This window comes from Geoalkalibacter sp., assembly GCF_030604225.1.
Taxonomy (GTDB): Bacteria; Desulfobacterota; Desulfuromonadia; order Desulfuromonadales; family Geoalkalibacteraceae; genus Geoalkalibacter.
Map to the genome: position 1 here is coordinate 1 of NZ_JAUVWH010000041.1, position 22,302 is coordinate 22,302.

Consider the following 22,302-nt stretch of genomic DNA (forward strand, 5'->3'; position numbering starts at 1 on the left):
ACCGTCTTCAACCACCATGCGGACGGCCTCGCGCTTGAAGTCTGGATCGTAATGCCGATTGCTCATGGACACACCTCCTGTTCCCGTTAGGGTAATTGGTGTGTCCGCTAAAGTGAAGATAGCTCAGGCGTCCTTCGCAGCGCCCATTCCCCCTCTCCCTGACCCTCTCCCACCAGGGGAGAGGGACGTTGTCCGTTGGATTCTAGCGCAAAACGCGAACGGGGCGCCGAGGAAAATTCCCCGGCGCCCCGCCCTCTTCTTTTTGATCTGCCTTGCCGCTTTACAGCACCACCGTCTCCTGGTGCTCGCCGAACACCTCGCGCAGGCAGTTGGAGATCTCGCCGAGGGAGGCGTAGACCTTGACCGCGTCGAGAATGAAGGGCATGAGGTTGTCGCTGCCCTGGGCGGCGCTTTTCAGGGCGGCCAGCTTCTGCTGCACGGCGCTGTTGTCGCGCTCGGCCTTGAGGGCGGCCAGGGCCTGCTTCTGGGCGATTTCCACCTCGGGCTTGACCTTGAGCAGGTCCTTGGGCGGCTCTTCCTTGACGGTGAAGCGGTTGACGCCGACGATGATCTGGTCGTTGCCTTCCACGGATTTTTGGTAGCCGTAGGCCGAATCCTGGATTTCCTTCTGCTGGAAGCCGCGGCTGATGGCCTCGGCGGCGCCGCCCAGATCGTCGATGCGACGGATGTAGTCGGCGGCCTGAGCCTCGATCTGATCCGTCAGGCTCTCCACCAGATACGAACCGGCCAGCGGGTCGATGGAATCGGCCGCGCCCGACTCGTAGGCGATGACCTGCTGGGTGCGCAGGGCGATGCGCACCGATTCCTCGGTGGGCAGGGCCAGGGCCTCGTCGCGGCTATTGGTGTGCAGGGACTGGGTGCCGCCGAGCACCGCCGCCAGGGCCTGGATGGTGACGCGCATGATGTTGTTGTCGGGCTGCTGGGCGGTGAGGGTGCAGCCGGCGGTCTGGGTGTGAAAGCGCAGCATCTGGCTGCGCGGGTTCTTGGCGCCGAAGCGCTCCTTCATGATCTTCGCCCACAGGCGGCGCGCGGCGCGGAACTTGGCCACCTCTTCAAGCAGGTTGTTGTGGGCGTTGAAGAAAAACGCCAGGCGCGGGGCGAAGTCATCCACATCAAGCCCCGCCTTGACCGCCGCCTCGACGTAGGCGATGCCGTCGGCCAGGGTGAAGGCCACTTCCTGCACGGCGCTCGAACCCGCCTCGCGGATGTGGTAGCCGGAGATGGAGATGGTGTTCCACTGGGGCACGTGATCCTTGCAGTAGGCGAAAATGTCGGTGATGATGCGCATGGACTCGCGCGGCGGGTAGATGTAGGTGCCGCGCGCCATGTATTCCTTGAGGATGTCGTTCTGGATGGTGCCCATGACCTGCTGCGAGGAGACGCCCTGCTTCTCGGCCACGGCGATGTACATGGCGAGCAGCACCGAGGCGGTGGCGTTGATGGTCATGGAGGTGGAGACCTTGTCCAGGGGAATCTGGTCGAAAAGGATTTCCATGTCGGCCAGGGAGTCGATGGCGACGCCGACCTTGCCCACCTCCCCTTCGGCCATGGCGCTGTCCGAATCGTAGCCCATCTGGGTGGGCAGGTCGAAGGCCACGGACAAGCCGGTCTGGCCCTGTTCGAGCAGGTAGCGGTAGCGCTCGTTGGATTCCTTGGCGGTGCCGAAGCCGGCGTACTGGCGCATGGTCCAGAAGCGGCCGCGGTACATGGTCGGCTGCACGCCGCGGGTGAAGGGATATTCGCCGGGAAAGCCGAGCTTTTCGGCGTAGGTCGGATCATCGCCCTCGGGCACGTAGAGCCGCTCGATCTCGAGATCCGAGGTGGTCTTGAAGGCCGGTTTGCGCTCGGGATTCTTGGCGATCACCTTGCTGATGGCTTTTTCTTCCCAGCGCTTTTTCTCGTCCTGAATGCTCATGGCCTGCTCCTTGGCGGCCGGGGCGCGCGCGGCAGCCCCCGGGATAAGTGTCCTAGCCTCAGCGCGTCACCACCGCCAGCACCCGCAGCCCGCTGTCGTCGCGAGCCAGCAGGCGGTGCTTGACCGCCGAATCGAAATAAACCGCGTCGCCCTCATCGAGGGAGATGCGCTGATCTTCCAGAATCAGTTCCGCCGAGCCTTCGAGGATCAGCAGGAACTCCTCGCCCTCGTGGCTGTAGAGGGTTTCTTCCTGGGCGCGCTCGCCGACGGTCAGCAGAAAGGGCTCCATCTTCTTGTTGCGTTTGCGGAAGGACAGGGCCTCGTAGGTGTAGCCGTGGCCGGTGCCGGACTTGGAAATGACCCGCGACACCACCCGCCGCTCGTTGCGGCGCACCACCTCGTACTTGCTTTCGACCTCGTCCTCGTCGAAAAACAGCCCCATCTTCACGTCGAAGAACTTGGCGATCTTGGAGAGAGTGGCGATGGGCGGGGAAACGTTATTGTTCTCGATCTGGGAAATAAGCGCGGGCGAAAAGCCGGTTTCGCTCGCCACCTGCTGCAGGGTGAGCTTGCGCGCCTTGCGCAGTTTCTTGATTTTTTCGCCGATGTTGTAATCAATCGTCTGGGACAAGGATATAAAACCTTTTTTGATTCCGCCCGGATATAGCGAAAGTGGTTGAAATTGTCAACGCCAGCTTTTACTCAAGCTAAAAAGCTTTATCAAAAATAAATCGACATTTCAAGCTTTTTGCGCTTCGATCTTTAGTGAAATTTACAGCGACGGCCTAGCGGTTGACTTGGCGCGGCGAATCGTTTTATCTTCTTGCCTTGGGTTCAGGCCCGCATTTCTCCGCCGCGGCGCAAAACCGCCGGCCCCAGGACGTTCATGAACCACCAGCAACACCCGTCCCGCCCCTTTGAATACCCCCTGGGCTTTCGCCCTTGGTGCGACCAGGTCACCGGCCGCCCACACCCCCAGACCGAGGGCTACACCTACGAACTGCTGGAAAATTCCCGTGACGCCTACCGCTTTCACGCGGTGCTGAGCGCTGGCCGCATTGTCGAGCTGTTCAAGGAATTTTCGCGCTTTCTCGGCGGCGAAGCCTTCTTCATCCTCGAGTTCTACGAGGAACAGATCGGCGGCAGCCGTACCGCCGACGGCGAGGAACGGCCCCTGCCGACCATCTATTATTCACCCTATCTGCCCCTGGACGAGCTGTTCGCCGCCATCGAGCCCTATCTGACGCGCCTGGTTCACGACGGCTTCGTCGGCTTCGGCCTGGCCAACAACCGCGAGGGCATGGAACTGTTCTACTCCGAGGAGAAGGTGCTGACCTGCTTCACCGGCAACCATATCCGCGTCACCGACCTCTTCCACCGCCTCGGTCTGCGCCATGACCCCGAGCTGCTTTTTCCCACCGATTTCGGCCACGACCACCTGTCGCTGCTCTGGCATCCGCGCCCGCAGCTGCCGACGGACCTTCAGCCCCTGTCCAATCCCGACCTCGATTATCTCAACTTCTGCCGCGACCTGACCGAGTCCCTCGACATGTATCCGGTGGAGGAAAGCCTCTCCTTCTTTCTCTCCAAGCGCGACCAGGACATCATCGAGGACATTCTCGCCGCCCATGGGGACTATGCCGAGTTCGCCGAGGAAGACTTCGGCAACCTGCTCTTCGACTGGAACGATTTTGTCCTGGAATGCGAAGCCGGCTTCACCGGCGATCTCTGGGAATACCGCCAGGGCCTGAAACTGCGCGACGTGATCCAATACGTGCTGGACAGCGCGCCCGAAGCCCAGCGGGAGAAAATCCTCGATATCATCGTCGAGACCGACGCGCGCTTCCAGAAGATTCTCACCGACCGGCGCAAGCGCATCGACCTGCCCGAGGAACCGGCGCGCCTGTCCCCGGAGCACTTCTGGTATCAGGGGATGGTGAAAAACCCCGGCGCCGAGCTGCGCCGCGACCTGATCCGCAGCGGCTGGTACCGCCGCTAGTTCCCCGAGCGCCGCGCCGCGACCTGACCACCGGAAACCCTTGGCCATGATCGCCCTTATCGCCGCCACCCCCCTGGAAACCGACCAATTGCGCGCCGCCCTGGACGCCGGAGGCGAGCTGCCCGGCGGCTTCGCCCAGTTTCACGGCCGGATCGGCAGGCACTCCGTAAGCCTGGTGCTGAGCGGCGTCGGCAAAACCAACGCCGCCGCCGCCACCGCGCTGCTCCTGGCGCGATCCCTGCCGCGCCTGGTCATTTCCTTCGGCTGCGGCGGCGCCTTTCCCGGTCGCGGTCTGGACGTCGGCGACCTGGCCCTGTCCACGGAGGAAATCCAGGGCGACGAAGGGGCGGAAACCTCTCGGGGCTTTCTCGACATGGGGGATCTCGGCTTCGCCCTGGTCCAGGGCGCCGCGGGCCAGCTCTACAACCGCCTGCCGGCGAGCGCCTGCTGGCGCGAACGGGCGCAGGCCGCCCTCGCCCTCACCGCCGCGCGACGCCGCTGCCGCTGGCAGGCCGGACCCTTCGTCACCGTCTCCACCTGCTCGGGGAGCGAGGCGCGCAGCAGCGCCCTCGCCGAACGCTGGCAAGGTCTCTGCGAAACCATGGAGGGCGCCGCCGTGGCGCAGATCTGCGCCGCCTTCGGTGTGCCCTTTGTCGGAATTCGCGGCATTTCCAACCTCACCGGCGAGCGCGACCTGAGCGCCTGGGATCTGCCGCGTGCCGTCGACGCCGCCCAGCAGGCCGTCAGGGAGCTGCTCCTGACGTTGCCCACGGAGGAGCCGTCCCCATGAGCCGCACCCTGAGCCTCGGCTACTCGCCCTGCCCCAATGACACCTTCATCTTCTACGCCCTGACCCACGGCCGGGTCAGCTTGCCCGGAGTGCGCATCCAAGAGCGCCTCGAGGATGTGGAGACCCTCAACCTGCTGGCCCGCCAAGGCCTGCTGGATCTGACCAAGATCAGCTACCACGCCCTCGGTCATCTGCGCCACAGCTATGCCTTGCTGCGCAGCGGCGGGGCGCTGGGACGCGGCTGCGGGCCCCTGGTTGTCGCGCGCTCAGCCTTGTCCATGGCCGAACTGCGTGGCAAAAGAATTGCCATTCCCGGCCGCCTCACCACCGCCAACCTGCTGCTGCAGCTCCACGGGCAGGGCTACGAAAATCTTGCCGTGATGCCCTTTGACCAGATCCTCGCGGCGGTTGCCGCGGGCCGCGTCGACGCCGGCGTGATCATCCACGAGTCGCGTTTCACCTATGCCGCCCAGGGCCTGGTGGCCGTCGCGGATCTCGGCGCCTGGTGGGAAGGCGAAACCGGCCTGCCCATCCCCCTGGGCGCCATCCTCGCCCGACGCGACCTTGGGGCCGCGTTGATTCATCAGGTCGACGAGGGCATCCGCCGCAGCCTTGAATACGCCTTCGCCCATCCCCAGGAACCGCGCGCCTACATGCGCGCCCATGCCCAGGAGTTGGCCGATCCGGTCATGGAAAGCCACATCGCCCTTTACGTCAACGACTTCTCCCGCGATCTCGGCGCCGAGGGCGAGGCCGCCATCCGGCAACTGTTCCGGCGCGCCGAAGCGCGCGGCCTAATCCCCCCCTGCCCCCTGCCCCTGTTCGTCTGAGCGCCGATTGGCCCCCGCGAAAAGCGGTTTTGCTTCGCAAAAGTTCCCCCACCTGGTCCAATATTTCCCGCCTATCGCGCCTTTTTTCCGTTTAGTTTTCGTAAAAATTTGCGACGTTAAAAACACGCAACTTGCTGGAAAGACATCTCACCCCCGGGCGAGGCGGGGTCAAAATTTAAACAAGAGTATAGCCAGCAAAACAAGACGACAAGATAACATATTGTTTTATTTGCGCTTTTTTTGTTTTTTCGATTGCAATGAGGCGATTCTTTGCTATCCTGCTTAAGTGAATTGTTGCGAAATCAGGGACAGCCATCACCATACCAAGCAAGGAGAGGAGGTTCATCATGAAATGTCCGGTGTGCAAGAGCACGGAAAGCCGTAGCGAAATCGACGTGCGCACCAACGGCTTCGACGAGGAAATCCTTAGTTGCGCCGTCTGCGGATCCCTCTGGTCCGTCAACCACGGCGCCACGGAAATGGTCAAGGATACCCAGGCCAAGTCCTTCCTGGAAGCCACCGCGGAATGCGTGGAAGGCGACGACTACGCCTGGTCGGTGTAAGTCCCGCCCCACCATTCTCTTCCCCGCGCACCCCACAAAAAAACCCCGCCACAAGGGGCAGGGTTGTTTTGTGAGATGCGGCCTCCCCCGGGCGCCTGGCCCGGGGGAATCGCCTGTCGTGAGCGACATCCTTCCTTACAGAATCGCCTTGAGATATTCGCTGGTGCGGGCGCGCTTCTCACGCTCCAGCTCCTTGGGATCGACTTCGACGAATTTCTCGTCCGGGGTGATCTTGAAGAGCGGTTGACCCTTGGCGACGATGGTGCCGTCGCCGCTGGTGATGAGAATCTTGTCGATGGTGCCCGAGAAGGGGGCACGCACCGTGTTGAACATCTTCATGACCTCGATGATGTAGAGCGCTTGACCCTTCTCGAAGTGCATGCCCTCGTGAACGAAGGCAGGCAGGCCCGGTGCCTCCTGGCCGTAGTACATGCCGCCGCACATGGCCACGATCTCGTCGGCCTTGGTCGCCGGCGGCGGCACCAGAATTTTCTTCATGCGCGCCTGCAGGTCGGGGTCGTTGAGGTAGGTGGGAATGGTCACCTCGAGATCGTCCTCGACGCGGAAATCCCAGAAATTGGTGTTGATGCCCACCAGGAACAGCATGCCGATCAGTTCCAGGCCGGCCTCGAAACCGAAATGGGCGGACCGCACCTGCTCCCAGGTCTGGGCGTCGAAGCCCTTGGGCGCCTTGTCCTTGTGCAGGATCTCGTTGAGCTTGAAGTAGTCGTCCTTGTCGAGCTTGAATTTGTCGCGCAGGGTGGCGTAGAAACGCAGGCCCTTCTGCAGCAGGTCGTTGTCGTGATCCCAGATGACCTCCGCGGCGGTGGCCTTGGGATCGTGGCTCATGTTCAGGTAGCCGTAGGTTTCCTCGAGGATCACCAGGGGATTGCGCAGCCACACCAGCTTGCCGCCGTCGATGCGGAAGTTGTGGCGGTGGATGCTCAGCCAGCCCGAGAGCAGATGGGGATCCTCGAGCAAGCGCTCCATGGGCCGGGTGAGCAGGGTGCCCTTGCGGTCCAGCACCTCGGAGATGTTCTTGAGCTCGCCCTTGAGGGCGTCGGGTTGGTCGGCGAAAGCCTCGCTCACCAGCTTGGCGTAGTGCTTTTTCATCTCCAGGAAGGCCAGGACGGGATCAATCTTGTTGGCCTCTTCCTTGAGGGTGCCGACCAGGGTCAGGTAGGGCACGACGAAGCGCGTGGTGGGCTTGGCCATGACGTTCTGGCCGAGGAACCAGTTGACCAAACCGTAATGGAATTCGAGATTGGTGCCCAGATCGGTGCCGCGGATGGTCATCTTGCACAGCACCTCGGCAAGCTTCTCGTAGCTGTCGCGGCGATCCGCGCCCTTGGTGAGAATCAGGGCGATGTTGGAGTCGTAGGCGCCGGCCACCTTGTAGCGCATGAACATGCCGGTGTCGGGGTTGGGCAGGCAGATGCCCTGGTCGTCGCGGATCTCGCCCTCCAGGGGCTTGGACCAGTAGCGGATCATGCCGCCGGCATGGGGCGAGAGGGAGGCGTCGGTGGCGTTGAGGCGCGCCTCGGCGCCGGCGCCGAAGCGCGCGATGCGCTCGGGGCGCGGCAGGCGCTTCTTGTGCCGGGCGAGCAGCGCCATGGCCTCGACCAGGGACTCGACAATGAAGAAATCGTTTTTGTCCTTGGGGTTGGTGAACTTGAGGCTGTAGACCAGCTCGGTGACGCGGTGCTCCACCTGGATGCGGGTGTTGACCTCCATGAAGTAGTGGCGATCGCGATCGACGATGCACTCGAAGGTCGAGGCCGAATCCAGCCCCACCGCCTTGCCGAAGCGCTCGGATTCCTCCTCCATGCGCTTGAGCACCTTGAGATCGCTCTCCAGGGCCTTGACCTGGGCGCCGAGGCCCGCGGCCTTGGCTTTTTCGATTTCCGCGGCCAACCCTTCCTGGGTCACGGAGATTTCCAGCAGCTTCTGCTCGTGCATCTGCAGGGAGCAATCGCGGCCGCCCAGGGCGATGCACCACTCGCCGTTGCCGAGCAGCTGGATCTCATTGTGGCGGGTCTGCTCGATGTTGAGCTCGATGAGCACGTTCTTGTTGTCGCCGACGCCGGTCGCCTTGACCTCGTTGAGCACCTCGCGCACCATGGTCGGCGCCTCGGCAGCGGCCTCGGCGATCTGCTTGTCGGTGGGGCTCTTGGTCATGAGCAGCGAGGCGCCGAGAATGCGCTGGCCCTTGCCGCCGCCGCCGCCGATAGCCTTGAGGCGCACGCGGCTGCCGGGATAGTTCTTGAACATATCGGCGACTTCGAGCTGCACCTGGGCGCTGAGTTCCTCGACGGAATAGAGATCGATACCCTTGGCGTAGGAGGCATAGAGGATGGCGTCGGCCAGCTCTTCCACGGGCAGTTTTTCATCCTTGAGAAGGGCCGGGTCGATATTCAGATCCTCGGCATCGGCCAGGGCGAGCAGCTTGGCGCGGGTGGGATGCTTCTTGAGCAGGGTGCGCGCCGTCACGTTGTTGATGCCGGGGGTGACGCTGACGTTGACTTCCAGGGCGGTGCGCTTGGCTTCGTCCTTCTTGCCGGCGTCGGCCTGGGTGCGCGAGTTGGGCCCGATGAAGGTCAGGCCCGCCTTCTCGATGGCGGCGACGAATTCCTCGTCCTCGGCCATGAAGCCGTAGCCGGCGAAGATCGAGTCGTAGCCGTTGTCCTTGGCGATCTGGATGATCTGGTGGATGCGCTCGACGCGCTCCTCCTTGCTCGCCCCGGTGTAGTCGGGCACGCGATGCACGCGCCGCGAGTCGGTGAGCTGGCGCAGCTCGGGCGCCAGGGCGTTGGGATAAACGATGGAATCCTTCTCGGAGAGCAAAATGCCGTAATGGCTGATGCCCATCTCCTCGTAGACGTCCATGGCCTCCTTGCGGATGGGGCCGCGGCAGACGATGAGGGGCTTGAGATCCTCGCAGGCGAAGGAGCGCACCCACGCGGACGTGGACTGGCTCAGGCGGCGATCGCGGTGAATCAGCGGATTGTTGCGGTAGTAATCAACGGTTTGGGCCATGGGTCTCTATCTCCAATCTGATCATTAACGTTCAGGATTTCACGCCGCGTCGATCAATGGAACTCGCGCTGCACGCCGCCCATGGGCGAGGGCTTATAATGACGCAGGAAGAAGGCCAGATTCTCGCCCAGCACCTTGCGCAGATCGGTGGGCATGACGATGGAGGAGATGGAGCCCAGGGCAAGACCTTCGCGGGGATTCATCAGTTCCCGCTCGTAGCGCTGATTGAGGGCGGCTTCCTGGGCCTTGAGCCACTCGGCGGCGGCCTTCTCGGCGTCTTTTTTCGCCTCGTCGCCGCTCATGCCGGCGGCCACGCGCTCCTGGGTGCCGATCTTGATCATGCCCGGCACCGCGGCGCGGATCTTGCGCAGTTCGTCCTTGTAGACGAATTCCTTGCCCGCCGGGCCCATGACCGCCAGGCGCGTGGTGGGCAGGGCCAGCACCAGGTCGGCACCGGTGGGGTAGTTGTTGTAGGAGGCGTAGGCGCCGCCGAAGGCGTTGCGCAGAATCAGCAGGATGCGCGGGGTGCGCACATCGACGATGGAGTCGAGCATGGAGCGGCCGGCCTGCACGATGCCGCGCGCTTCCTGCTCGCGGCCGGGGAGAAAGCCGGTGGTGTCCTCCATGAAGATCAGGGGGATGTTGTAGATGTTGCAGAAGCGCACGAAGCGCGCGATCTTGACCGCCGAGTCGCAGTCGATCTGGCCCGAGGCCACCGCCGAGTTGTTGGCGACGAAGCCCACCACGTGGCCGCCCAGGCGACCGAAGGCGGTGACCACCTCGCGGGCGCGCTCGGGCTGAATTTCAAAGTAGTCGCCGTGGTCGCACACCTGCTGGATGATGATGGAGACATCAAAGGGGGTGTTGAAGCCAGTGGGCGAATTGAAGGCTTTTTTCAACAGGGTGTTGATCTCCCAGGTCTTGCGGTCGAGAGGATCACTGGTTTCCTGATAGGGAGCCATGACGCTGTTGTTGTCGGGCAGATAGCTCAACAGGCGCACCACGGTGCGCAGGGCCGCGACCTCGTCGGTGACGGTGAGATCGGCCACGCCCGACTGGCCGTGGACTTTGGGGCCGCCCAGTTCCTCGGGCGTGATGTCCTCGCCCAGCACCGACTTGACCACCCCGGGGCCGGTGAGGCCGAAGAAGGTGTCGTTGGGCTGAATGACGAAGCTGCCCTGGCGCGGCAGGTAGCTGCCGCCGCCGGCGTTGAAACCGAACATGCACATGATGCTCGGCACCACGCCGCTGATCTTGCGCAGGGCGGTGAAGGCCTCGGCGTAGCCATCGAGACCGCCGACCCCGGCGGGCACGAAGGCGCCGGCCGAGTCGTTCATGCCGATGAGCGGAATGCCCTTCTCGCCGGCCATGTACATAAGACGCGCGAGCTTCTGGCCATTGGTGGCGTCGATGGAACCGGCGCGCACCGTGAAGTCATGGCCGTAGAGGGCGACGTCGCGGCCGTTGATGGTGAGGATGCCGGTGACCAGGGAGGCACCGTCGAGGTTCTTGCCCCAGTTCTGGAAAAGGATGTTGGGCTGCGCCTCGGTGAGCACGCGGATGCGCTCCCAGACCGTCATGCGCTTCTTGAAGTGCTGTTTTTCAATCTGCCCGACTTCCACCGACTTGATCGGCCGCTGGATCAGGTCGTAGCCGGCCTGCATCGCCTCTTCATAGGCGCCGGTCTGGCGGGAAATCTCCCCAGGAATGGTGAACTCGACTTTCTCGGGCGGATCAAACGGATTTTGCAAGGACGGTTTGACGGCTTTTTTGGACATTTCGGCATCCCTCTACATGAATTGGTGTCGAACCTGACGAACAGCCTCATCCGGCCTGGGCCGGCGGCCGGCCCTGCCTCGGGCCGACGGGCGCCCGGGCAGAAAACCCTTAAAAAACCACCTAAAACATTGTTTCTTGAAAGCCCTAACGAAACTAAAATATCGCCCGATTGTCAAGCAGAATTTTATTTAGGATAAAATTGTCCAGATCTCTCGGCCAACTTTTGTTCTATTTTTCTGATGTCGCTAAATTTCTCCAACCTTCGCGGAAAAGACGAAAAAAAGGCTGTCCCCGGCGGGAACAGCCCTTTTTTTGTCCGAATTGCCAGGCGCGCCAAACCTATTTCACGGTGGTCATGTGCACCTGCTTGAGAAAACTCGCTTCCACGGCCTTGGCGATGCGCTCCACCACCGCGTCAGCGGCCGGAGAGTCGATGGAAAGCACCACCATGGCCTCGCCGGCCTTGGCGCGGCGGCCCAGGTTCATGTTGCCGATGTTGACCCCTTCCTCACCGAGGATGGTGCCGATCTTGCCGATCAGGCCGGGCCGGTCGGCGTAGCTGATCACCAGCATGTGCGGCTCGGGGGTGAAATCGGTCTGAAAGTCGCGCATCTTGACGATCTTGGGCATGCCCTCGAAGAGCGTGCCGGCCAGGGTGCGCCGGCCCTCGGGGGTATGGATCGCCAGGGTGACGAGGTTGGAGAAGGACTCGGTCTCCGTGGTGCGCACCTCCTCCACGGCGATGCCCATGGTGCGTGCCACCAGGCGAGCGTTGACCATGTTGACCTCGACCTCGGTCTGGCGGTTGAGCAGGGCGGCGAGGCCGCAAACGGTGAGCGGCGCGCAGTCGTAGCGCGCCAGCTTGCCGGTGTAGGTGAAGATGATCTTGTCGGGATTGGCCGGGGCGAGTTGGGAGAGAAATTCGCCCATTTGGCTGATCAGCCCCATGAAGGGCCGCATGTGCTCCATGAGGTCGGGATCGAAACGCGGGATGTTGACGGCGTTTTCCATGGGCCGTCCGTCGAGGTAGTTGACCAGCTCGCGGCTTACGTCCACCGCCACGTTCTTCTGCGCCTCGAAGGTGTTGGCGCCGAGATGGGGGGTGACGATCATGCGCGGGTGGGCGATGAGCCGCTTCACCGTTTCCGACTCCGGGGGTTCCTCGCTGAACACGTCGAAGGCCGCGCCGAGTACCTTGCCGCTCTCCAGGGCGGAGAGCATGGCCGCCTCGTCGATGATGCCGCCGCGCGCGCAGTTGACGACGATGACGCCGTCCTTCATGCCGGCGAACTGGGCATCGCCGATCATGCCGCGGGTTTCGTCATTGAGGGGCGTGTGCACGGAAATGACGTCGGCGTAACGAACGATGTCCTCCAGGGGCACCAGCTTGACGCCGAAATCCTCGGCGCGCTTTTCAGAAATGTAGGGATCGCAGGCCAGCACTTCCATCTCGAAGGCCTTGGCGCGCAGAGCCACGCGGCCGCCGACCTTGCCCAGGCCGATAACACCCAGTGTGCGGCCCTTGAGCTCATGGCCGGTGAAGGGCGCGCGCTTCCATTCGCCGCCCTTGAGGCTGGGGTTGGCCAGAGTCACGTTGCGGCACAGGCTCAGCAGCAGCGCCAGGGTGTGCTCGGCCGCCGAGTTGGTGTTGCCGAAGGGCGCGTTGACGACGATGATGCCCTTTTTGCTGGCGTACTCCACATCGACGTTGTCGATGCCGACCCCGGCGCGGGCGATGATCTTGAGCTGGCGGGCATGGTCGATGAGGGGCGGATCGACGCGCGTGCCGCTGCGGGTGATGATGGCGTCGTAGCCGCCGATGAGGCGGTGCAGTTCGGCCACGGGCAGGCCGAGCTTGACGTCCACGCTGATGCGCGGATCATCGAGCAGGGGCTGCAGGCCTTCCTGGGAAATTTCATCGGTAATCAGGACCTTCATGGACCACCCTCGTTTCCGGCGTCCGCGGCGGATCATTCTGCCGCACGCCTGGGGAATTCTTTCGCAAAGGCGGAATTCTAGACCCTTTGCGCGGGGCTGTCAACGCCGTAGACAGGCGCGGGCAGGCAGGATGGGGGGTAGGGGCGAGGCGCTGCCTCGCCCAGGGCGACGCATGCGTCGTCCCTATTTGATGACCTTGAGGCCGGGGGCCTTTTTTTCCTCGGTCTCGGCAGTGGGTGTGGTTTGTGCCACCGGCTCCTCGCCGAGGCTGGGCAGGCTGCCGTCGGCGATCATCTTCTCCACGGCGGCGGCAATGCCCAGGCACTGCTTCATGCACACGCGATACGCCGGGCAGGTGGTGCAATCCGCCGCACCGCCCGCCATTTTCAGCGCATTAACCACCAGTTCCACGCTTTCGACCTGATTGAGGGGAATGAAAAACATAGGAGCTGTCCTTTGTCCATTGTCCTTTGCCCCTGGTTCAAAGCCCTTAATACAAAGGGCTAAGGACCAGGGACAAAGGACAGCCTTTAAAGTTTCTTTCCCGCCACGCGGGCGAATTCCGCAAGCTTTTTCATCATATCGGCGAACTGCTCGGGGCGCAGGGATTGGGGGCCGTCGCTGGCGGCGGTTTCGGGGTGGGGATGGACCTCAACGATCAGCCCGTCGGCGCCCGCCGCCACCGCCGCGTAGCACATGGACGGCACCAAGCCGGCGTGGCCGGTGGCGTGGGAGGGGTCGATGAGCACCGGCAGATGGGTCTGCTCCTTGAGCACCGGCACCGCCGAGATGTCGAGAGTGTTGCGCGTGGCGGTCTCGAAGGTGCGGATGCCGCGCTCGCAGAGAATCACGCGCTGGTTGCCCTCGGAGAGGATGTACTCGGCGCTCATGAGGAATTCCTGGATGGTGGTGGCCATGCCGCGCTTGAGCAGCACCGGCTTGCCCAGCTGGCCGAGCATCTTGAGCAGGGCGAAGTTCTGCACGTTGCGCGCGCCGACCTGCATGATGTCGGCATAGCGCGCCACCAGTTCCACATCGCGCGGGTTGACCACCTCGGTGACGATGGGCAGGCCCGTCTCCTCGCGGGCCTGGGCGAGCAGCTTGAGGCCGTCCTCCTCCATGCCCTGGAAGGAATAGGGGCTGGTGCGCGGCTTGAAGGCGCCGCCGCGCAGCACCCGGGCTCCAGCCGCCTTGACCGCGCGCGCCGACTCGAGGATCTGCGCTTCGCTCTCCACCGAGCAGGGGCCGGCCATCACCACCAGCTCCTCGCCGCCGATCTCCAGGCCCGGCGCCAGCTCCACCCGGCTCGGCTCGGGGCGCACCTCGCGGCTGGCGAGCTTGTAGGGTTTGAGAATCGGCACCACGCTCTCCACCCCGGGCATGGATTCCAGGGACTGCAACACGGTCTTGCCGCGTTCGTCGCCCACCGCGCCGATGACGTCGCGCGTCGCGCCGTGGATCACATGCGGCTTGTAGCCCAGCTCGCGGATGCGTTTCTTGACCTCGGCCAGGGCATCGCGCCCGGCCCCCTGCTTCATGACGATGATCATGGCTGACTTCCTTCCGGCACATGCCTGAAATGCGGACAGGCCGCCCGAGGTCTCCCGGCGGCCTGTCCCGATCCATTGCGCGGAAAAGGAAAACCATGGGAGACGCCGTGCCGTCTGCCCATGGTTGATTGGTCTGTGAATCCTTCGGCCTGGTGCTTACGCCGATAGACCTTTCCCCCGGGCAGACGGCCTAAAAAAGCCGTACCAAAAGGAAAAGCCAAAAAAGCGAAAGCTGATCGCGCGCACCGGGCACCCTCTCGTGAAAAGCAACGGCAAAAGTTTAAGCACATCCGCCACCCCATGGCAAGAGGCAAAATCGACAGCGGCAAAATCGCGACCATTTTTCTCCTTGACAGGCTTGGGGCATTTGCGTATAAACATGGCCTCACTTGCCCAGATAGCTCAGTCGGTAGAGCAGTGGACTGAAAATCCACGTGTCGCTGGTTCGATTCCGGCTCTGGGCACCACTTAGGAATCAAGGGGCTGCGTTTAAGGCGCGGCCCCTTTTCTTTTTCCCCGCCTCCCGGATCGCCTCCCCATAAATCCTGCTATGCTTGGGTGAAAAGCCCCTCACTCGCAAACCCAAGGGGAAACCCGCCATGATTCCTACCACCCTGCAAGACCGTGCCGCCGGAGCCCTGATGGGGGCGTTCATCGGCGAGGCCCTGGGCGTGGGGCCGCACTGGTACTACGATCTGGAAGAGCTGCGCCGTGACCATGGCCCCTGGATCAGCGGCTACACGACGCCTCTGCCGCATCGTTATCATGCCGGGCTCAAGGCCGGGGAGCTGTCCCAGGCGGGGTTCATTCTCGCCCTGACCCTGCGCTCGCTGGTGGAATGCGGCGGTTATGACGAGGCCGACTTTTGCCGGCGCATGGACGAGGAACTCTTTCCCCTGCTCGACGGCACGCCGGTCGCCGGGCCGGGCGGCTACACCAGCCAATCGATCCGCGAGGCCTGGCGGCGCCGGGTGCGACAGCAATTGCCCTGGGGCCAGACCGGCGGCCATGCCGACACCACCGAGGCCATCGAGCGCACCCTGGCCATCGCCGTGCGCTACGCGCGCCAGCCCGCGCGGCTGGCCGAGGCCGTGGCCGCCAACACGGTGCTCACCCAAGGCGATGAAACGGTGGTGTCCATGACCGTGGCGTTTGGCGCGGTGCTGGGCCTGCTGGTCCAGGGCCATGCCCTCGACGCCCACATTTCCGGCAAGCTCATGGACCTGGTGAGCAGCGGCGCGCTGCCCTTTCATGCGGTGACCCGCGACCAGTTGCAGCCGCCGCGTCCAGGGGATCCCGATCCGCCGCGCGCCGGGCGCTTCGCCTCGCCCGATGCCCTGCTCACGCCCTCCTGCGTGGCGCGGGCCGCCGCCGATTCCGAGATCCGCATCGAACCGGCGTGGAAAGTGTCCCTGGTGTACGGCATGCCCTGCGCCATCTACCATCAGCTACCGGCGGCCTACTATCTGGCGGCGTGCTTTGCGGGGGATTTCGAGGCGGCGGTGCTCCACGCGGTGAACGGCGGCGGGCAGAACCAGGCCCGCGCCCTGCTCACCGGCGCCCTGGTCGGCGCCCAGGTCGGACTTTCCGCCCTCCCGCGCCACCTGGTCGACGGCCTGGCGCAAAGCGCCGCGCTGCTGGAGCTCTCCCGCGCCCTGGCGGCCAAGGCCTAAGACCAAAACCTCAGCGCTCCGGCAGGGTCAGGAGCAGCTGCCAGGGCAGGTGATGGGTGACATGGAAAACCGGCTCGGTGCCGGTGTAATCCCCCACCGTGGCACGGTTGCGCCAGATTTCCTCGCCCTGCGGCAGGCTGTAGAGGATCGCCGAAGCGCTCATCTCCAGATAGCGAAAGCGAACCGCGTCGCATAGCCCGAACTGCTTGTAGTGATCGATCCACACCACCAGCACCGCATCGGCGCCCTCCGGCGTCTGGCTCAGGATGTTGGCCGGCGAGTCGTCGGCAAGGGGATCCGGCAGGCCGCTGTGGGGCAGGGGTGCGCGCGCAATGCGCACCACCTGATAGCCCTTGGCTTTCAGGTCGCGGAGCAGATGGAACCGCAGAGCATTTTCGATGTCGCGCTCGCAGTAGGTCGTCGGGCCCCAATCGCGAAACACGATGGGCTGGACGGCGATGGTTTCTATGCCCCGGGCGCTGAACGCCGCGTCCGGCACGGGCGGAAATTTGGGTCCCACGGCGCAACCCGCCAGGAAGAGCGCAACGAGCGTGGCCAGCAACAGATAACCCTTCATCGTAAGCCTCCTCGCACCTGCTTTTTCTCCAGTATAGCAGCCTCGCCTGCGACAACCGCCTGAGCAAGCCCAGGATACCCGGCGGCTTGCAAAACGCGACGCCGGCGATAAAGTGGTTTCACAATCAGAAAGGGGGTTGGATCATGAAAAAGCCTCTCCGCAAAGGGATTTTAGGTCTGGCCGCGCTGTTCGGCCTGATTGTCGCCCTGGCCGGCGTGCAGACGGTGTCGGCGGCCACGGCGAAAGAGATCGACACCAGCGTCGATGTCACACTGGAGCGTTTCTATCGCGATGTCGAGGGCGCCAGGGAGTTCACCGCCACGGCCAAGGGCCTGCTGGTCATGCCGGGGGTGAAAAAAGCCGCCTTCGTGGTGGGTGGGGAATACGGGGAAGGGGCGCTGCGCGTCAAGGGGCGCACCGTCGATTACTACAACATCGTGGCCGCGTCCTACGGCCTGCAGATCGGCGCTCAATCCAAGGACATGATCATTGCCTTCATGACCGAGGAGGCCCTCGCCAAGTTCCGCGCCGGCCAGGGCTGGGAAGCCGGAGTGGACGGCAACATCGCCATCATCGACATCGGCGCGGGCCACCGCCTGGACAGCACCACCGTCAAGGACCCCATCGTCGCCTTCGTCTTCGACGTCAAGGGGCTGATGGCCGATGTCTCCCTGCGCGGCTCCAAATTCACCAAGCTCGACAAGAGCAAGGATTAGGCTGAGGGGTTCCCAGGCACCCAGGGACGCGGTGCCGGCGGACTTTTCTGGTGAAGGGTTGCAGATCAATTCCGGCCCGCGGGCGGCCGTAGATACCAGAGCGCCGCCAGGGCCTGCGAAGCCAGCATCGCGCCAAAGGCGGACGCGTAACCACCGGCCGCCGCGCTTTCCCCAAAGTTGCCGACCCAGAGGCCGATGATGGCGCCGATGCCCCATTGGGCGGCGAAGGCGGCGCTGAACACCAGCAGGTTGAGGCTGGTGTTGACGCGCCCCGCGAGCTGCCGGGGAAAAGCCTGGGACAGGGCGGCGTAGGGCAGGATGCAGGCGGTGCCGCTGAAGCCGAACAGCAGCCAAAGGGGCAGGGCGGGGAAGGGCAGCGGCACGACCAGGAGCAGCTGCGCCAGCATGAAGATCAGCATGCCCGCCGCGGCCACCCGCATGGGCGCGATGCCGCGCCGACCGAGGCGCTCGGCGAGGGCGCCGAAAAAGAAATAGCCCAGGGTCATGGCCGCGGCGATGAGCAGCAGCACCAGGGCCGCCCCGTCCCGGTCATAGCCGCCCACCTCGCGCAGCCAGGGCCCCGCCCAGAGCCCCTGGATGCTCAGATAGGCCGCCTGCCCGGCGCAGGCCCAGGGCGCGATCCGCCAGAAGGCCGCGCCGCGCAGAATCCCGCCCAGGCCGCGCAACTGTTCGGTCAGGGTCTCGCGCGGACCATCCCCCGAGCGTTCCGGCACGACGAAAAACAGCATCAGGGCCGCCGCCAAGGTCAGCATCCCCAACAGCAGAAACACCCCGCGCCAATCCGTCAGACTTAGCGCCGCTTCCACCGGCGCCGTCGCCGCCAGGGCCCCCAGGCCGCCCGCCACCATCTGAATGCCGTTGGCCAGGGGCAGGCGCTCCGTCGGCAGCCACTGGCTGAAGGCCTTGAAGGCCGCCATGAGGCAGGCCGAGACCCCCAGCCCGATGAGGGCGCGCCCCAGCAGCAGCCCGCCTTGGCTTTCGGCCCGGGCAAAGAGCAGGGCGCCGGCGGCGGCGACAAGCAGCAGCGCCGCCTCCACGCGGCGCGGACCGAAGCGGTCGAGGAGCAGGCCCAGGGGCAGTTGAAAAGCGGCAAAGGCGAGAAAATAGGCGGCGGTCAACAGGCCCAGGGACGCCGGCTCCAGCCCCAGTTCGGCCACCAGATCCGGGGCGATGACCGCATTGACGGTGCGAAACAGGTAGGAGAGAAAATAGGCAAAGGCGAAGGGAACAAACAGCCGCCACAGCAGCATCACCGGCAGGGACATGGGTGCGAACTCCGCGATCGGATGAGAGCCCCATTCATAGCCCATCCCCGGGCGAGGGCCAAGGAAAAAGGGCGTCCGGCCGGCGGGGCCGCGCAAGTCCGCCGGCAAGTCTTGTGCTTCCGGCATCTTCTGGTATGTTTCCAGTTCATCATCGCGGCTCACGACGAGGTTTTTCATGGCTCAAGCCCTCCCGAGCGCCGGCCCGCCGGCGCAACTGCACCGGCAGCGCGAGGACGACCGTTTGATCCTGGCGTTTGCTGGCGACTGGAAAGGCGACCAACCGCTGCCCTCTCTCGCGGAGTTGGGTGCCGCCCTGGGCGCCGCGCCCCGCGAGGTGGTGTTGCGCGACGCCGGCCTGCTGGGCTGGGACAGCCGGCTGCTGGTGTTCGTGCTGCGGATTCGGGACCTTTGCGCCGCCCAGGGCATCGCCTGCCGCGACGAGGAGTTGCCGCAAGGCGTGCAGCGCCTGCTGGCTCTGGCGACGGCGGTGCCCGAGCGCCCGGGGAGCCGTCAGGATGAGGGCCGACCCTCGCTGCTCCACGAACTCGGCGAAGGCGCCCTGCTCTGGGGACGCAAGAGCATCGACAACCTGGTGTTCTTCGGCGAGGTCTTTTTCAGCCTGACCCGCCTGCTGCGGGGGCGGGCGCGTTTCCGCGCCTCGGATCTGCTGCTGCACCTTCAGGAGGCGGGCATCGCCGCGCTGCCCATCGTCACCCTCATCAGCCTGCTGGTGGGCGTGATTCTGGCCTTTGTCGGCGCGGTGCAGCTGCGCCTGTTCGGCGCCGAAATCTACATCGCCAACGCCGTGGCCCTGGGCATGGCACGCGACATGGGCGCGATGATGACGGGCATCCTCATGGCCGGGCGCACCGGCGCCGCCTATGCCGCGCAGCTGGGCAGCATGCAGGTCAACGAGGAGATCGACGCCCTGCGCACCTTCGGCGTGGCGCCGGTGGATTTCCTGGTGCTGCCGCGCCTCATCGCCTTGGTGCTGATGGTGCCGCTGCTCACCGTCTATGCCGATCTCATGGGCATTCTCGGCGGGGCGCTGGTCGGCGTGGGGCTGTTCGACCTGCCCCTCACCCAGTACTATCAACAGACGGCGAGCGCCGTGCCCCTGATCCATTTCGCCACCGGGCTGATCAAGGCCCTGGCCTACGGCGCCATCGTCGCCGTGGCCGGCTGCCTGCGCGGCATGCAGTGCGGCCGCAGCGCCGCCGCCGTGGGCGAGGCGACCACCGCGGCGGTGGTCAGCGCCATCGTCTGGATCATCGTCGCCAACGCCGTCCTGACGGTGATCTTTCACATTCTGGGGATTTGAGCAGCGGAGGGAGCGGCTGATGGAGCATCACACCACGCCAAGCGCCGCGCACCTGCGCGTGGAAAACCTGACCCTGGCCTACGGGGACCTGGTGATCCAAAAGGATCTGTGCTTCGAGATCCCACGGGCCAGCATCTTCATCATCATGGGCGGCTCGGGCTGCGGCAAGAGCACCCTGCTGCGGCACTTGGTGGGCCTGCAGCGGCCGGCGGCGGGCCGGATCTACTACGGCGAGCGCTGTTTCTGGGCGCTGGAGGACAAGGAACGCGAGGCCATCATGCGCGGCTGCGGCATCCTCTATCAGAGCGGCGCCCTGTGGAGTTCGCTGACCCTGGCGGAAAACATCGCCCTGCCCCTGCGCGAATACACCCGGCTGCGGGCCGCGGAAATCAAGGATCTGGTCGAGCTCAAGCTCGCCCTGGTGGGGTTGGCCGGCTTCGGCGATTTCTATCCGGCGCAGATCAGCGGCGGCATGCGCAAGCGCGCCGGGCTGGCGCGGGCCCTGGCCCTGGATCCCGACATCCTGTTTTTCGACGAACCCTCGGCGGGCCTCGATCCGGTGAGCGCGGCCCGCCTCGATGAGCTGATCCTGGAGCTGCGCGAAAGCCTCGGCGCCACGGTGGTGGTGGTCACCCACGAACTGGCGAGCATCTTCGCCATCGGCACCGACGGCATCTTTCTCGACGCCGAGAGCAAAACGCTCATCGCGCGCGGCAATCCCCGCACCCTGCGGGATGAATGCCGCGAGCCGAGCGTGCGCCGCTTTCTCACCCGCGACGCCAAGGAAGGACGGACATGAGCAAAAAGGCCAATCCAGCCCTAGTCGGCGCCTTCGTGCTGGGGGCCCTGGCCCTGGTGGTCACGGCGGTGATCATTTTCGGCGGCGGCCATTTCTTTCGCCCCACCGAGCGCTACATCCTCTATTTCGAAGGCTCGGTCAAGGGTCTCAACGTGGGCGCGCCGGTGATGTTTCGCGGCGTGCAGGTCGGCAGCGTGGTCGATATCCGCATTGAGTTCGACGAGAACGACCTGTCATTTCGCATTCCCGTGACCATCGAGGTGCTGCCCGACCGCTTCACCCAGGTGTGCTGCGAGGACCAGGGACCCAACCGCCCCCTGGAGATCGGCACCCAGGAGTTCATCGACCTGATGGTGGCCCAAGGCCTGCGCGCCCAGCTGCAGTCGCAGAGCTTCGTCACCGGCCAGTTGCTGGTGCTCATCGATCTCTTCCCCGAACGCCCGCCGCGGTTCGCCGAGGTGGAAACCTCCTATCCGCAACTGCCGACCATTCCCTCGGGCTTCGAGGAACTCACCCGCACCCTGGAGGAATTGCCCCTGGCCGAGATCGCCCACAAGCTGGTCGCGACCCTGGAGGGGATCGAACAGTTCGTCCGCTCGCCGCAACTGGGCGAGACCCTGCGCGGCGTCGGCGAAACCCTTGAGGAAGTCAAGGCCCTGGTGGGGAGCATGGAGGGGCGGCTGGAACGCGCCGACCGGGAACTGAGCGCGACCCTGAAAACCACGCGCGACCTGCTGACCCATCTCGACGGCCAGCTGCAACCCCTCGCGGCCCAATGGGGACAAACCGCCCAGGCCGGGCAGGAGGCCCTGGAGGAAACCCGCCGCGTCATGGCGACCTTGGGCGAGACCCTGGGCGAGGAGTCCCTGCTGCACGTCCAGCTGGAACGCGCCCTGGGCGAACTGGCAGGAGCGGCGCGTGCCCTGCGCGACCTCAGCGAATACCTCGAACGTCATCCCGACGCGCTGCTGCGCGGCAAAGGAGGCACCAGCCCATGACCAAGGCTTCACTCCCGGCTCCCTGGCCTTTGTTGATTCTGCTGGCCCTGCTGACCCTGCCCGCCGGCTGCCTGTCCCTCGGCGAGGGAACCCGGCAGAGCACGCGCTTTTTCACCCTGGCCGCCCTGGAAAACGCGCCCCTGCCGGACCTGGACCGGCAAGCGGACAGCATGCATCCGGGCCTGGGGCCGCTGCGTTTCCCCGCCTATCTCGACCGGCCGCAATTGGTCACGCGCCGCAGCGCCCATGAAATGCAGATGGCTGATTTTTCCCGCTGGGCCGAGCCTCTCAATGAAAACTTCGCCCGCACCCTGGCCGAAAATCTCGGCGTGCTCCTCGGCCATCCCAAAATCGCAATCTTTCCCTGGCCGCGCGCCTTGGCCGTCAGCCACCAGATCCGCTTGGACATCCTGCGCTTCGACAGCGGCCCCGACCAACTGGCACGCCTCCAGGTCAACTGGGACATCGTCACGCAAAAAGGCGGCCCACCCGTGGTGAGCCGCCAGTCGGA

At 64.6% G+C, this 22,302-nt stretch carries 19 protein-coding genes and 1 tRNA gene; 11 read left to right on the forward strand and 9 right to left on the reverse strand.

Features of this window, described 5'->3' with window-relative positions; all coding sequences use genetic code 11:
* Positions 1-280: 280 nt before the first annotated feature.
* Both QAT43_RS06400 and QAT43_RS06405 read right to left on the reverse strand, forming a co-directional pair.
* Positions 281-1,936, reverse strand: coding sequence for an acyl-CoA mutase large subunit family protein (locus QAT43_RS06400; protein WP_305042218.1), 1,656 nt, complete (start codon positions 1,934-1,936; stop codon positions 281-283).
* Between the two features lie 58 nt (positions 1,937-1,994).
* The gene (locus QAT43_RS06405) at positions 1,995-2,567 is read right to left on the reverse strand and encodes a helix-turn-helix domain-containing protein (RefSeq protein WP_305042219.1); all 573 of its coding nucleotides are present in this window, start codon (positions 2,565-2,567) and stop codon (positions 1,995-1,997) included.
* Positions 2,568-2,822: 255 nt separating this feature from the next.
* Between QAT43_RS06405 and QAT43_RS06410 the strand changes: the two genes are divergently transcribed.
* From QAT43_RS06410 to QAT43_RS06425, 4 genes are all read left to right on the forward strand, one after another.
* Positions 2,823-3,935: a hypothetical protein gene (locus QAT43_RS06410; RefSeq protein WP_305042220.1), complete on the forward strand. Its 1,113-nt coding sequence runs from the start codon at positions 2,823-2,825 to the stop codon at positions 3,933-3,935.
* Positions 3,936-3,981: 46 nt separating this feature from the next.
* The gene (mqnB, locus tag QAT43_RS06415) at positions 3,982-4,725 is read left to right on the forward strand and encodes a futalosine hydrolase (protein WP_305042221.1); all 744 of its coding nucleotides are present in this window, start codon (positions 3,982-3,984) and stop codon (positions 4,723-4,725) included.
* Positions 4,722-5,555 carry a 1,4-dihydroxy-6-naphthoate synthase gene (locus tag QAT43_RS06420; RefSeq protein ID WP_305042222.1) on the forward strand — a complete coding sequence of 278 codons (834 nt, stop codon included), beginning with the start codon at positions 4,722-4,724 and terminating at the stop codon, positions 5,553-5,555. Before mqnB ends, QAT43_RS06420 begins: the two co-directional genes overlap by 4 nt.
* A gap of 347 nt (positions 5,556-5,902) precedes the next feature.
* Positions 5,903-6,118, forward strand: a complete 216-nt coding sequence (locus QAT43_RS06425; protein WP_305042223.1) for a hypothetical protein — start codon at positions 5,903-5,905, stop codon at positions 6,116-6,118.
* A 135-nt stretch (positions 6,119-6,253) separates the two neighbouring features.
* Here QAT43_RS06425 and QAT43_RS06430 read toward each other — a convergent pair whose 3' ends face one another.
* From QAT43_RS06430 to aroF, 5 genes are all read right to left on the reverse strand, one after another.
* Positions 6,254-9,154 (reverse strand): ATP-binding protein, encoded by a 2,901-nt coding sequence (locus QAT43_RS06430; RefSeq protein WP_305042224.1) that lies wholly within the window; start codon positions 9,152-9,154, stop codon positions 6,254-6,256.
* A 53-nt stretch (positions 9,155-9,207) separates the two neighbouring features.
* Positions 9,208-10,932: an acyl-CoA carboxylase subunit beta gene (locus tag QAT43_RS06435; protein WP_305042225.1), complete on the reverse strand. Its 1,725-nt coding sequence runs from the start codon at positions 10,930-10,932 to the stop codon at positions 9,208-9,210.
* 340 nt (positions 10,933-11,272) lie between these two features.
* Positions 11,273-12,871 carry a phosphoglycerate dehydrogenase gene (gene serA / locus QAT43_RS06440; RefSeq protein ID WP_305042226.1) on the reverse strand — a complete coding sequence of 533 codons (1,599 nt, stop codon included), beginning with the start codon at positions 12,869-12,871 and terminating at the stop codon, positions 11,273-11,275.
* Positions 12,872-13,054: 183 nt separating this feature from the next.
* Complete coding sequence (locus tag QAT43_RS06445) at positions 13,055-13,315, reverse strand: hypothetical protein (protein ID WP_305042227.1); 261 nt, start codon at positions 13,313-13,315, stop codon at positions 13,055-13,057.
* Positions 13,316-13,401: 86 nt separating this feature from the next.
* Complete coding sequence (gene aroF / locus QAT43_RS06450; RefSeq protein WP_305042228.1) at positions 13,402-14,421, reverse strand: 3-deoxy-7-phosphoheptulonate synthase; 1,020 nt, start codon at positions 14,419-14,421, stop codon at positions 13,402-13,404.
* Positions 14,422-14,812: 391 nt separating this feature from the next.
* Here aroF and QAT43_RS06455 point away from each other — a divergent pair.
* Together QAT43_RS06455 and QAT43_RS06460 are read left to right on the forward strand one after the other, a co-directional pair.
* Positions 14,813-14,888 (forward strand) — tRNA-Phe (locus tag QAT43_RS06455).
* A gap of 132 nt (positions 14,889-15,020) precedes the next feature.
* Entirely contained in the window at positions 15,021-16,094 is a 1,074-nt protein-coding gene (locus QAT43_RS06460; protein ID WP_305042229.1) for an ADP-ribosylglycohydrolase family protein, read from the forward strand.
* A 10-nt stretch (positions 16,095-16,104) separates the two neighbouring features.
* Here QAT43_RS06460 and QAT43_RS06465 read toward each other — a convergent pair whose 3' ends face one another.
* Entirely contained in the window at positions 16,105-16,671 is a 567-nt protein-coding gene (locus QAT43_RS06465) for a hypothetical protein (protein WP_305042230.1), read from the reverse strand.
* Between the two features lie 143 nt (positions 16,672-16,814).
* Here QAT43_RS06465 and QAT43_RS06470 point away from each other — a divergent pair, with 143 nt between their 5' ends.
* Positions 16,815-17,387, forward strand: coding sequence for a BPSL1445 family SYLF domain-containing lipoprotein (locus QAT43_RS06470; protein ID WP_305042231.1), 573 nt, complete (start codon positions 16,815-16,817; stop codon positions 17,385-17,387).
* 65 nt (positions 17,388-17,452) lie between these two features.
* On the opposite strand, the gene QAT43_RS06475 is transcribed toward QAT43_RS06470, so the two are convergent.
* Positions 17,453-18,850, reverse strand: coding sequence for an MFS transporter (locus QAT43_RS06475; RefSeq protein ID WP_305042232.1), 1,398 nt, complete (start codon positions 18,848-18,850; stop codon positions 17,453-17,455).
* Here QAT43_RS06475 and QAT43_RS06480 point away from each other — a divergent pair.
* From QAT43_RS06480 to QAT43_RS06495, 4 genes are all read left to right on the forward strand, one after another.
* Complete coding sequence (locus tag QAT43_RS06480) at positions 18,849-19,994, forward strand: MlaE family ABC transporter permease (RefSeq protein ID WP_305042233.1); 1,146 nt, start codon at positions 18,849-18,851, stop codon at positions 19,992-19,994. The two genes, QAT43_RS06475 and QAT43_RS06480, sit on opposite strands and share 2 nt — an antisense overlap.
* Positions 19,995-20,013: 19 nt before the next feature.
* Entirely contained in the window at positions 20,014-20,793 is a 780-nt protein-coding gene (locus QAT43_RS06485) for an ABC transporter ATP-binding protein (RefSeq protein WP_305042234.1), read from the forward strand.
* Entirely contained in the window at positions 20,790-21,791 is a 1,002-nt protein-coding gene (locus QAT43_RS06490; RefSeq protein WP_305042235.1) for an MlaD family protein, read from the forward strand. Before QAT43_RS06485 ends, QAT43_RS06490 begins: the two co-directional genes overlap by 4 nt.
* A partial coding sequence (locus QAT43_RS06495) for a PqiC family protein (RefSeq protein WP_305042236.1) occupies positions 21,788-22,302 on the forward strand: 515 nt, incomplete at its 3' end. The genes QAT43_RS06490 and QAT43_RS06495, both read left to right, overlap by 4 nt.

Bases quoted from the DNA above. Each gene is read 5' to 3' on its own strand.
- QAT43_RS06400 (WP_305042218.1), bottom strand. From the start codon at position 1,936: ATGAGCATTCAGGACGAGAAAAAGCGCTGGGAAGAAAAAGCCATCAGC.
- QAT43_RS06410 (WP_305042220.1), top strand. From the start codon at position 2,823: ATGAACCACCAGCAACACCCGTCCCGCCCCTTTGAATACCCCCTGGGC.
- mqnB (WP_305042221.1), top strand. From the start codon at position 3,982: ATGATCGCCCTTATCGCCGCCACCCCCCTGGAAACCGACCAATTGCGC.
- QAT43_RS06420 (WP_305042222.1), top strand. From the start codon at position 4,722: ATGAGCCGCACCCTGAGCCTCGGCTACTCGCCCTGCCCCAATGACACC.
- QAT43_RS06425 (WP_305042223.1), top strand. From the start codon at position 5,903: ATGAAATGTCCGGTGTGCAAGAGCACGGAAAGCCGTAGCGAAATCGAC.
- QAT43_RS06430 (WP_305042224.1), bottom strand. From the start codon at position 9,154: ATGGCCCAAACCGTTGATTACTACCGCAACAATCCGCTGATTCACCGC.
- QAT43_RS06435 (WP_305042225.1), bottom strand. From the start codon at position 10,932: ATGTCCAAAAAAGCCGTCAAACCGTCCTTGCAAAATCCGTTTGATCCG.
- serA (WP_305042226.1), bottom strand. From the start codon at position 12,871: ATGAAGGTCCTGATTACCGATGAAATTTCCCAGGAAGGCCTGCAGCCC.
- QAT43_RS06445 (WP_305042227.1), bottom strand. From the start codon at position 13,315: ATGTTTTTCATTCCCCTCAATCAGGTCGAAAGCGTGGAACTGGTGGTT.
- aroF (WP_305042228.1), bottom strand. From the start codon at position 14,421: ATGATCATCGTCATGAAGCAGGGGGCCGGGCGCGATGCCCTGGCCGAG.
- QAT43_RS06460 (WP_305042229.1), top strand. From the start codon at position 15,021: ATGATTCCTACCACCCTGCAAGACCGTGCCGCCGGAGCCCTGATGGGG.
- QAT43_RS06465 (WP_305042230.1), bottom strand. From the start codon at position 16,671: ATGAAGGGTTATCTGTTGCTGGCCACGCTCGTTGCGCTCTTCCTGGCG.
- QAT43_RS06470 (WP_305042231.1), top strand. From the start codon at position 16,815: ATGAAAAAGCCTCTCCGCAAAGGGATTTTAGGTCTGGCCGCGCTGTTC.
- QAT43_RS06480 (WP_305042233.1), top strand. From the start codon at position 18,849: ATGGCTCAAGCCCTCCCGAGCGCCGGCCCGCCGGCGCAACTGCACCGG.
- QAT43_RS06475 (WP_305042232.1), bottom strand. From the start codon at position 18,850: ATGAAAAACCTCGTCGTGAGCCGCGATGATGAACTGGAAACATACCAG.
- QAT43_RS06485 (WP_305042234.1), top strand. From the start codon at position 20,014: ATGGAGCATCACACCACGCCAAGCGCCGCGCACCTGCGCGTGGAAAAC.
- QAT43_RS06490 (WP_305042235.1), top strand. From the start codon at position 20,790: ATGAGCAAAAAGGCCAATCCAGCCCTAGTCGGCGCCTTCGTGCTGGGG.